General features: G+C 57.3%; 12 protein-coding genes. 6 read left to right on the forward strand and 6 right to left on the reverse strand.

The window, feature by feature from the left end; translation table 11 throughout:
- The 3 genes from F8I07_RS02295 to F8I07_RS02305 all read right to left on the reverse strand — a co-directional run.
- Window positions 1-1327, reverse strand: a 1327-nt coding sequence (locus F8I07_RS02295) for a POTRA domain-containing protein (RefSeq protein WP_292655206.1), incomplete at its 3' end; no start/stop codon positions are given.
- Window positions 1324-1935 carry an ATP-binding cassette domain-containing protein gene (locus F8I07_RS02300; RefSeq protein ID WP_292655207.1) on the reverse strand — a complete coding sequence of 204 codons (612 nt, stop codon included), beginning with the start codon at window positions 1933-1935 and terminating at the stop codon, window positions 1324-1326. The genes F8I07_RS02300 and F8I07_RS02295, both read right to left, overlap by 4 nt.
- Before the next feature lie 12 nt (window positions 1936-1947).
- The gene (locus tag F8I07_RS02305) at window positions 1948-3180 is read right to left on the reverse strand and encodes a glutamate-5-semialdehyde dehydrogenase (RefSeq protein ID WP_292655210.1); all 1233 of its coding nucleotides are present in this window, start codon (window positions 3178-3180) and stop codon (window positions 1948-1950) included.
- Window positions 3181-3350: 170 nt separating this feature from the next.
- On the opposite strand from F8I07_RS02305, the gene F8I07_RS02310 reads away from it, so the two are divergent.
- Window positions 3351-3851 carry a histidine phosphatase family protein gene (locus F8I07_RS02310; RefSeq protein WP_292655213.1) on the forward strand — a complete coding sequence of 167 codons (501 nt, stop codon included), beginning with the start codon at window positions 3351-3353 and terminating at the stop codon, window positions 3849-3851.
- A 3-nt stretch (window positions 3852-3854) separates the two neighbouring features.
- On the opposite strand, the gene F8I07_RS02315 is transcribed toward F8I07_RS02310, so the two are convergent.
- From F8I07_RS02315 to F8I07_RS02325, 3 genes are all read right to left on the reverse strand, one after another.
- Window positions 3855-4382, reverse strand: coding sequence for a DUF2059 domain-containing protein (locus F8I07_RS02315; protein WP_292655216.1), 528 nt, complete (start codon window positions 4380-4382; stop codon window positions 3855-3857).
- A 36-nt stretch (window positions 4383-4418) separates the two neighbouring features.
- Window positions 4419-5078 carry a hypothetical protein gene (locus tag F8I07_RS02320; protein ID WP_292655218.1) on the reverse strand — a complete coding sequence of 220 codons (660 nt, stop codon included), beginning with the start codon at window positions 5076-5078 and terminating at the stop codon, window positions 4419-4421.
- A 62-nt stretch (window positions 5079-5140) separates the two neighbouring features.
- The gene (locus tag F8I07_RS02325; RefSeq protein ID WP_292655221.1) at window positions 5141-5500 is read right to left on the reverse strand and encodes a cytochrome c; all 360 of its coding nucleotides are present in this window, start codon (window positions 5498-5500) and stop codon (window positions 5141-5143) included.
- A 96-nt stretch (window positions 5501-5596) separates the two neighbouring features.
- Between F8I07_RS02325 and folD the strand changes: the two genes are divergently transcribed.
- The 5 genes from folD to F8I07_RS02350 all read left to right on the forward strand — a co-directional run.
- Window positions 5597-6448: a bifunctional methylenetetrahydrofolate dehydrogenase/methenyltetrahydrofolate cyclohydrolase FolD gene (gene folD / locus F8I07_RS02330; protein WP_292655224.1), complete on the forward strand. Its 852-nt coding sequence runs from the start codon at window positions 5597-5599 to the stop codon at window positions 6446-6448.
- Window positions 6445-7407 (forward strand): signal peptidase I, encoded by a 963-nt coding sequence (gene lepB / locus F8I07_RS02335; protein WP_292655227.1) that lies wholly within the window; start codon window positions 6445-6447, stop codon window positions 7405-7407. Before folD ends, lepB begins: the two co-directional genes overlap by 4 nt.
- Window positions 7407-8057, forward strand: a complete 651-nt coding sequence (locus tag F8I07_RS02340) for a site-2 protease family protein (RefSeq protein ID WP_292655229.1) — start codon at window positions 7407-7409, stop codon at window positions 8055-8057. Before lepB ends, F8I07_RS02340 begins: the two co-directional genes overlap by 1 nt.
- 188 nt (window positions 8058-8245) lie before the next feature.
- On the forward strand, window positions 8246-8698 hold the full coding sequence (gene rpiB, locus F8I07_RS02345; RefSeq protein WP_292655232.1) for a ribose 5-phosphate isomerase B: 453 nt from the start codon (window positions 8246-8248) through the stop codon (window positions 8696-8698).
- Window positions 8699-9045: 347 nt separating this feature from the next.
- Window positions 9046-10504: valine--tRNA ligase (locus F8I07_RS02350; RefSeq protein WP_292655235.1), on the forward strand; the 1459-nt coding region annotated here is incomplete at its 3' end.

Genomic DNA, 10504 nt, shown 5'->3' on the forward strand with positions numbered 1-10504 from the left:
AGGGGTTGCTCTCCTCCTCACCCATACTGTAGCCGTATTCCAGGTAGCCCGCGAGGTAATAACCGTTGCGGGGATCGGTCCTGGAATCCCGGCGGTCATAGGCCAGATCGAGATAGCCGTAGGAGAGGTTGAAGTTTCCGGGATAGACATCCTCGGTCGGAGCCGTCAGGACAATATGGATCCGCTCCAGGGCGAATCCCAGATCGATTTTCCAAAATCCATCCTCATAGTTGAGCTTCCCGTCGGCGAAGAATTTCTTTTCATCGTAGTCGTCGAAACGTTCCTGACGATATCCTGCCTTCGTTTCGAGGTTGATATAACGATCACCCCACTCGAAGAGTGCCGGCTGAAAGAAGGTTCCCGAGAGCTCTTTCTCCTCGGAGGAGTATTGAGCCACCAGCCCCACTTTGCGACCGTCTCCCAAAAAGTTGAACTGATCGTAGGTCCCCCGAATCCGGAATCCCACCTGGGAGTCGTACCCCGCCGCCACCGTATAGCGATGCAGCTTCTCCTTGAGAGCGGTATGGACCTGGGGACGTACTTCGTTGAAATATTTGATCCGGGTGTCGATCAGGGTCCGGCCGAACATTCCCAGCTCGTTCAGGGCGGCGTAGCTCTCGTTGATCCGCTCGGTAGTATAGATATCTCCAGGACGATAACGCATCCGGGAGAGGATCACCGCGTCGCGCAGGCCCTCGGGTTTCTCCACCACGGTCGTATTGCCGAAACGGCAGAGCCCCCCTTTGGCGAGACGATAGACCAGGTTGACCGTTCGACGCTCCAGATCCACATAGGCTTTGGTATCCAGGTCGTAGCTGCAGTATCCTTCGCGCAACAGGGCGCTTCTGATTCGGCTTTTGATGTCGGTGAAACGTTCGGTTTCGAAGGGATCACCCTTGTGAAAGGTGATGAAGTCCCGGATCGGAAAATCGCTGCTGATATTGATATCGGCGACAGTGACCGGCTTTTTTTCGTCGATCGTGACGATAACTTTATCGGCGCTCTTCTTGACGCTGAAGGTGGCGTCGTAGTAGCCTTTGCTATCCAGAAATCCCCGCAGCGTATCGGGGATCTGCCCGATCAGCTCCACCGGGATCCGTCGGGTATGATCCGCCCAAAATTCGTACCAGGGGACCACTTTGACCCCCAGAGCCTCGTAGACCGCATCCGGATCCAGATGCTTGAGGCCTCTCATCTCGATAGGAAGCGTTTTGACCTGATGCGCTTCAGATTCAGTGGCGTTTGTCTCCTGTGTCGAAGCCGCCGCCAAAAGAGTCGGTGTAGCGGCCAGGAGAAGCGCCGACAATAACAGATTCACTCCCCTCACGCACCGATCCTTTCCAGGGACTCTGTCGGCATTTCCGTCAGGTCGATGATCCGGTCACAGGCCCAACGGGCTAGGTCCAGGTCGTGGGTGATCAGCAAAATCCCCACTCGGTCCAGAAACTTCATCAGGAACTTCATGGTCTCCAGCTGGGTGATATTGTCCAACGCACTGGTCGGCTCGTCACAGAGTAGGAGTTCCGGATCCATTCGCAGGGCCCGAAGGATGCTGCAGCGCTGCAGCTGGCCGCCGGAGAGCTCGTGGGGTAGCTTGGTCAGCAAGGCCGGATCCAGGTCCAGGGCCCTGACCAAAGCCGGGTCCTCCGGCAGCGTCGCCACATCTTCGATCTGTTCCTTTAGCGGATAGGAGGGGTGAAAGGAGCTGTAGGGGTCCTGAAAGATCCAGCCGATCCGTCCGTGCCGAATCCGCCCCTGTCGGGGCTGGAGATTCCCGGCAATCAGTTCAAAAAGGGTCGATTTGCCCACACCGCTGGGTCCGACAATGCCGAGGCACTCTCCCCGCTTCACACTCAGAGAAAACTCTTCATAGAGTGCCGGACGACCGGGATAGGCAAAAGTGAGCTGTTCGATTCTCAGGACCTCTTTTCCCATCGACTCTGATCCTTAGCGGATCTGCCCCTTGCCGTAGATTTTGTATTTGTAGGTGGTCAGTTCGTCGATCCCCATAGGGCCTCTGGCATGGAGTTTGTTAGTGGAGATTCCCACCTCCGCCCCGAAGCCGAAGGCCCCGCCGTCGGTGAAGCGTGTCGAAGCGTTGACATAGACGCAGGCGGCATCCACTTCGTCCAGGAAGCGTTCCGCCGCCGAGTAGTTTTCGGTGACGATCGCTTCGGAGTGGCCGGAACCGTAGCGTCGGATATGGGCGATAGCCTCTTCGATTCCATCCACCACTCTGACCGCCAGGATATTGGCCAGATACTCGGTATCCCAATCCTCCTCACTGGCCAGAGCGGCCTCGATAAACTCCAGTGCTCCCTCATCGGCCCGCAGCTGGGTCCCGGCCTCTTTGAAGAGGTCGTAAAGCCTCGGCAGGATCTCCGGGGCGATCTCGCAGTCCACCAGCAGGGTCTCCATGGCATTGCAAACGCCGGGACGGTCGCACTTGGCATTGATGGCGATGGCGGCGGCCATGTCCGGATCCGCTTCGGCATGGATGTAGGTGTGGCAGAGCCCTTTGTCATGCTTGACCACGGGGACGGTGGCGTTTTCAGACACGTAGCGGATGAGAGTTTCGCCGCCGCGGGGGACGATCAGATCCACATAGCGGTCCTGTTTGATCAGATAGGCCACCCCTTCCCGGGAGCTGTCGGGCAGCAGGGAGATGATCTCCCGGGGGAGTCCCTCGGCTTCCAAGACACCTTGGAGCACTTTGGCGATGGCCCGGTTGGAGTGCTCCGCCTCTTTGCCCCCTTTGAGGATGGCGACGTTGCCGCTCTTGAAACAGAGGGCCCCCACATCGGCAGTGACGTTGGGGCGGGATTCGTAGATCACCCCGATGACCCCGATGGGGACGGAGACCTTCTCGATGCGCAGATCCGCTTCATTGCGCCACCCTTCCAGAACCCGGCCGACGGGCTCACGCAGCGCGGCGATCTGGCGCAGTGACTCCGCCATGGCCTTGACCCGTTTTTCATCCAGATAGAGCCGGTCTTTCAGGGCGCTGCTCAGTCCGTTCTCCTCCGCCGCCTGCATATCCAGAACATTGGCTGCAAGAATCTTCTCCATCTCCCGCTCCAGCGCCTCGGCCATCGTCCGGAGTACCCGGCTCTTGGTTTTCCCATCCAACGTAGCGATAATCGCACTGCTAGCCTTCGCTTTTTCGAGAAAATTTTCCATACTTCTCTTTCCTCTTGTTTTACTGTTTTTCTGTATTATATTTTATCGAAGATTGGTTTGTTTACAAAACACTGAAATTCCCATCATTCCGGACTTGATATGGAATGACGGATTCGAAATGTTCCCAAGAATCCGGTTGATGAAACAAGAATAAAAAAGGAGAGAAGAGGATGAAGAGAACTCTCTACCTGATGCGCCACGCCAAATCAAGCTGGAAAAAACCGCTACCCGACCGTGAACGCCCGCTAAACCGTCGGGGAAAAGAAGCAGCCGAGCGGATCGGGCGTGAACTGGTAAAGCGTGGAATCACGCCCGATCTGATTCTCGCCAGTGATGCCAAACGGGCCCGTTCCACCGCCAAAAGGCTTCTGCGAGCTTTCCCGACTCATCAAAGAGCTCTTTTGCAGCTCGATCCCGCACTTTATGATGCCGACGCCCGGAAAATCCTCCAGGAGATCGCCCGGACGGATCCGAAGGTCCGTCAGCTGATGGTCATCGCCCACAATCCCGGCATCAGCGAGCTGGCGGCCCTGCTAACCAGTGATCGATCGTTGGAGTGGTTGCCGACTGGTGCGCTTGTCGGGATAGAAATAGAAGGGAAAGATTGGAAGGCGATCGAACCGGGAGACGGGGAGCTCATTCTCCGTCTTTTCCCCCGGGAATTGGAGTAGGCGTTATTTTTTCGCTTTGGCTTCGAGCTCTTTGGCCTTTTGGGCAACCGCTTTTTTCAGCTCATCGGCATGTTTGGCGATGCGCTGTTGGGCCAGCATCATGCTGAGCTGGGTCAGACGGGGGAGTACGGTCAGAGATTTCTGGCCGATTTTGGTGGAGTAGAACTTGGTCAACTCTTGCATCTCCTGTGCCGTAAATGCCTGGGCATAGAGCTTGGCAAGATCTTTTTTCATCTCATCCCACTTGGTGTATTTGTGGAAGAAATTCTTGTAGATATCTTCATAGGGTGCCATAGCAGGCTGACGCTTGATCTGGATCTCCAGAGAACGATCCAGTGCCGAACGGATCCCCTCTTTCATCTTCAGGACATCAAAAAGCGCATAGGCAGCTTTTTCCAGTTCGGGAGTGAGCGGTTTGAGTTTGGGAGTCTTGGCGGTTGCGGGAGCCGTTTTGGGACCGGCCATCAATGCCGATGTACCCCCCAGCATCAGTGAGGCGGCCAGCAGGGTTTTGAGCGTGATTTTGATCATGAACATCCTTTGTGGGTCTATAAAATTAGTGTAATACTACCGGAGTTTGGTTAACGGTATCTTACCGGGCAAAAGCGGAGGAATGGCTGTTCGGGGTGCTTGAATCAGAAGCGGATGCCGACGCGGATCGAGCCAGCGCATCACCTGCACCAGATCCTTTTGCTTCATCGCGGTACATCCCACCGTCGGAGCGCCGTCGGGTTTGCGGATATGAAGGAAAATACAGGAACCGGCGCCGGGAATACGCCCCGGATTGTGGGCGACAAAGATCCCGTAGCGGTAGAGCCCGCTGGGAAATTTCATCTTTTCTGCACTACGATAATCGGCCGGAACTTTCCGACGATCGACAATCCGGTTATAAGCGCGGGAACGGGGATCATCAACACAGCGGCTGAAACGTGTCATACGCCGGTAGGGATAGCGGAAATCCGCCTCCCCTTCTCCAAAAAGGAAAGGCAATTCAAAGATCCCGGCGGGGGAGCGTTTGTCCCCTTCCCGTTTGATCGGTCCTTTTCCTTCGATTTTTCCGCCGATCCCCCGTCCCCAGGCCATTCCGTTTCTCCCCAGTACCACCGGTATGCTTCGCCCCACCCGGTGCCACTGCCCGGCCTCTTTTTGCCAGCGGCTGAGCCTTCCGTGATCAGCATGCCAATTTTCGCTGGTAACGATCAAGAGTTGCGACGTCCTTTTCGGCAAGGAGGCTCCTGTTGTAATATTCGTAAATATTACAACACTCATCGCCAGGATCTTCAATCGACTCATTCCCCACGCTCCGTTTCATTATTTTCCTGGTGTATGTAGGTGTAGAGAGCCCGAATCTCCTCATCAGTCAGAAAATAACGGGGCATCACCCCTTTGCCGGTGGTAAGCACCCGCCGCAGTGTCTGACGATCCACCCGTTGGATATTGGGACCGCGTAATCGCTTGGTTTCTCCCTCTTCCCGATAGGCGGCGATCAATGCCCCTTCCCCATGATCGCCGTGACAAGGAACACAGCTGACCCCCCGGGGATTTTGATAGAGCATCTGGCCATACTCGAATTCAGAGATAAAATCGTCGCCCCGGGCAGCAGTCCCCGCCAGAGCGGCACAGAACAGTATGATAGTGACAGCGCGCATGATTCTCCCGTTGTTTCGGTTTCGATTCGATATAATACCCCAAAAATTTTCGGCTCCCCTTCCCTGGAAGGGGCAGGCGCTGAAAGCGAGAAAACGATGCAACTGATCGATGGAAAAGCCCTGGCTCAAAAGATCCGGCAGGAGGTCAAGGAGGAGGTGGATCTCCTCAACCGGGAGCGGGAGATTGTCCCTGGCCTGGCGGTGATCCTGGTGGGCAACGACCCTGCCAGCCACGCCTATGTCAAGATGAAGGCCAAAGCCTGCAAAGAGGTGGGCTTCTACTCCATCGTTCATGAGATGCCCGACACCATCAGCCAGGAAGAGATCATCGCCACCATCGAGATGATGAACGCCAACCCCCGCATCGACGGGATCCTGGTCCAGCTCCCTCTCCCCGGCCATATCGACACGACCCGGATCCTGGAGGTGATCGATCCCGCCAAGGATGTGGACGGTTTCCACCCCTACAATGTGGGCCGGCCCGTCACCAACCCCGACGCTTTCGTCCCCTGCACCCCCCTCGGGGTGATGAAGATGTTCGAAGAATACGGCATCGAGCTGCGGGGCAAGGATGTCTGCGTCGTGGGCGCCAGCAACATCGTGGGCAAACCCATGGCCGCCCTGCTCCTCAACGCCGAAGCCACCGTGACCGTCACTCATATCTATACCAAAGATCTGGCCGCCCACACCTCCCGGGCCGATATCGTCATCGTCGGTGTCGGGGTCCCCGGCCTCATCAAAGCCGAGATGGTCAAAGAGGGTGCCATCGTCATCGATATCGGTATCAATCGCCTGGAAGACGGCCGTCTGGTCGGTGACGTCGATTACGAAAACGTCGCTCCTAAATGCAGCTACATCACCCCTGTTCCCGGCGGCGTCGGTCCCATGACCATCGCCATGCTGCTGAGCAACACCCTCAAAGCCGCCAAAGCCCGGGCCGCCCGATGAGAAAAATCGCCCACGGACTCTACCGCTTCTCCAGCTCCTGGACCGGAACGATCATCATTGTCCTGCTGCTGATCTTCTTCGTCGCCCAATCTTTCGTGATCCCCAGCGGCTCCATGAAGCGCACCCTGCTCATCGGCGACTTTCTCTTCGCCAAAAAGTTCAGCTACGGTGTGCCGCTGCCCGAAATGCCCTGGCTGGGACTCAAACTTCTCCCGGATTTCCGCGGCGACGGTCACCTGATCGACGGTCCCCGTCCCCAGCGGGGCGATATCGTCATCTTTTACGTCCCCAAAGACCGCAAGACCCACTTCGTCAAGCGCTGTGTCGCCGTGGGCGGAGACGAGATTCTCTACTACGACAAGCACCTGCTGATTCACTTCCATGAAGGGGACGACTGGATCCGCAGCCACTACCCGGCCAAAAAGATCGTCACGGTCCTGGACAAGCTCTGGGTGGTCAACCCCTACCGCGAAAAGTACCCAGGCATCCAGTACCGCCCGGAATACAACGGCAACAGCTTCCTGATGCTCCTCTACCGCACGCCCCAGGTCGATATGAAGCCCCTCTTCCTCCCGGCACTCAAGGCTCCGGCATATTCCCTGGGCGGAACTCCCGTCAATGTCTTCTACAAAAAGGTCGAGCCCGACCACTACTATATGATGGGAGACAACCGGGACAACTCCGAAGACAGCCGTTTCTGGGGATCGGTCCCCTACAGCCTCATCATCGGCAAGCCCTGGGTGATCTACTTCAGCCTCGAATACCGCAGCTACGAGCGGGTCTATCAGGGCATCGGCGGCGGCCGGGACCATCAGGCATTGCGTAAAGTCTGCGGCGATCTGCTCCTGGGATCCGAGGAGTGCAAAGCCGCCTGGAACCGCCACCGCTTCACCGTCCGCTGGGACCGGGTGGGCCGCAATATCGATACCTTCCAGTACGAAGTCCCCAGGGATGACTGATGAGTGAACTGGAAATTCTCAAAATCATCGCCTCTATCCTGGCCCTGGTCATCTCGGTGGTGGGCCACGAGATCATGCACGGCTGGGTCGCCTACCGTTACGGGGATATGACCGCCAAATCCCTGGGGCGCCTCAGTATCAATCCCCTCCGCCATATCGATCCGGTGGGAACGATCCTGGTGCCAGGGCTGCTCTACGCGATGCATGCGCCTTTTCTCTTCGGTTGGGCCAAGCCGGTGCCCATCGATATGAATACGGTGCTTCGCAACGGCGGATACGGCGCCGCCGTCGCTGTCAGCCTCGCCGGCATCACCTACAACTTCGTCCTGGCGGCCCTGGCAGCGACCCTGCTACCTCTGGCCTGGCCTCCCCAAACGCTTGTAGGCGCCTTCGTCTATCTCTTCCTGGCCCAAAGCGTCATGATCAATGTGGTTCTGGGAGTCTTCAACCTCTGGCCCATCCCGCCCCTGGACGGTTCCCAGGCCCTGCGCTTTTTTGCCGCCCGGATGGGATGGAGAGGCTTCGTCGAAGCCTACGAAAAGATCTACCCTTACGGGATGATCCTGCTTTTCGCCATCCTCTTCACTCCCCTGGCTGATATCCTCTTCGCCCCGGTGGGCTGGATTCTCAAGTTTCTCATTCCGGGATGAATGATGAGAACACTCCCTCTAACAATAGAGTGCTCTGAAAAACCGGAACAATTCCTCTCCGTCATCCTGAACTTGATTCAGGATCCGCGGCTCATAAATCAGTTTCTAGTTACTAGTTACTCGTTACTCGTTTCTATTTTTTCCCAATCCCTCATTCCTCATTTCTCATTCTCAAAAAGGAGCAAACAATGAAATTCTACATCGCCACCGACCACGCCGGTTTCCACTACAAAGATCAGGTCAAAGAGTATGTTCGTTCCAAGGGCCACGAAATCATCGACCTCGGCCCCGAGACCGCCGACCGGGTGGACTACCCTGACTACGGCCGCAAATGCGCCGAAGCGGTCAAAGCCGATCCCGGCAGCTTCGGGATCATCATCTGCGGCACCGGTATCGGCATCTCCATGGCCGCCAACAAGGTCCCCGGTGTCCGGGCGGCCCTCTGCCACGACGCCTACACCGCCACCATGGCCCGCGCCCACAACAACGCCCAGATCCTCGCCTTCGGCGAGCGAGTCGTGGGCATGGGTGTGGTCCAGAGCATGATCGACGCCTTTATCTCGACAGAGTTCGAGGGCGGGCGCCACGAACGGCGCGTCGAAAAGATCGACGCCATCGACGAAGAGTACAAGTGCAACTGAATTGACTCTCTTCCCGGGGCTTTTCAAGCCTCTTACACCCCCTCTTCTCCGGGAAAAACCTGACTCACATCGTCGTTTTACCCCCCTTTGGATATAATCGCGGAAATTTTTGTGCTACGTACTACGTGCTAAGTGTTATGGCTAAGTGCTACGAGACGATCCCGTCATTCCGGACTTGATCCGGAATCCAGGGCTCAAAAGCCTGAGGAAGCGTGGATCCTGAATCGGGTTCAGGATGACGAGAAATGAGCTCTTCACTCAATCCATTGACTCATTCACACTTTTTTCATAACACGTAACACATGGCACGTAACACTTAACACGTAATCCGTCCAAAGGACCACCCAATGAGCGAAACCCAAAAGACCCACTACGACCCCAAAGCCGTCGAGGCCGACTACTACCGCCTCTGGGAGGATCGGGGCTATTTCGAGATCGACGGAAACAAAGCGATCCAGCAGGAGGGAAAAACCTTCTGCATCATGATGCCCCCGCCCAACGTCACGGGCCATCTGCACATCGGCCACGCGCTGACCTTTACCCGCCAGGACATCATCGTCCGCTACAAGCGGATGGACGGCTACAAGACCCTCTGGCAGCCCGGCACCGACCACGCCGGCATCGCCACCCAGAACGTGGTCGAAAAGCAGCTCCTCGAGCAGGGCAAGACCAAGGAGGAGATCGGCCGCGAAGCCTTCCTGGAGCTGGCCTGGAAACAAAAAGAGAACTCCGGCAACGCCATCACCACCCAGCTGCGCCGCCTGGGGGTCTCCCCCGCCTGGAGCCGGGAACGCTTCACCATGGACGAGGGGCTGGCCAACGCCGTCAAGCACGCCTTCAAGCGGATGTACGACGAGGGGTGGATCGTCCAGGGCAACTACATGATCAACTGGTGTACCCACGACGGGGCGCTCAGCGACATCGAGGTGGAGTACGAAGAGCACGACGGCAAGCTCTACTACATCCGCTACCCCCTAGCCGACGGCAGTGGGCATGTGGTCGTCGCCACCACCCGGCCCGAGACCTTCTTCGGCGATACCGCCGTCATGGTCAACCCCGCCGACGAGCGCTACAGAGATCTCATCGGCAAGACAATCCTCCTGCCCCTCATCGGCCGGGAGATCCCCATCATCGCCGACGAGCACGTCGATATGGAGTTCGGAACCGGGGTGGTCAAGGTCACCCCCGCCCACGACCCCAACGACTACGAGGTGGGGATGCGCCACGGTCTGGACTTCATCACCGTTTTCGATGAAAACGGCATCCTCAACCAGTACGCCGGAGAGTTCGCCGGGATGGAGCGTCTCGAGGCCCGTGAACCCGTCGTCAAAAAACTCGAAGAAGAGGGCTTCCTCGAAAAGGTCGAGGAGCACCGCCACCAGGTGGGCCACTGCTACCGCTGCAAGAATGTCGTCGAACCCTATGTTAGCAAGCAGTGGTTCGTCAAAAAGGAGTTCGCCGCCGATACCGTCCGCCGGGTCAACGAGGGGGAAGTGCGCTTCTTCCCCGAACACTGGATCAACAGCTTCAACGCCTGGATGCGGGACCTGCGCGACTGGTGCATCAGCCGCCAGCTCTGGTGGGGGCATCAGATCCCGGTGATGTACTGCGACGACTGCGGCCATCAGTGGGCCTTCGAGGGCGACACCCCCACCGAGTGCCCCAAATGCGGCAGCCACCACATCCATCAGGATCCCGACGTGCTCGATACCTGGTTCAGCTCCGGGCTCTGGCCCTTCTCAACCCTGGGATGGGGCAATGGCGAAGCGCTGAAAAACATCAAGTGGTTCGAGAGTGATATGGAGG

It is taken from the genome of Nitratifractor sp., from assembly GCF_015487065.1.
GTDB lineage: Bacteria > Campylobacterota > Campylobacteria > Campylobacterales > Sulfurovaceae > Nitratifractor.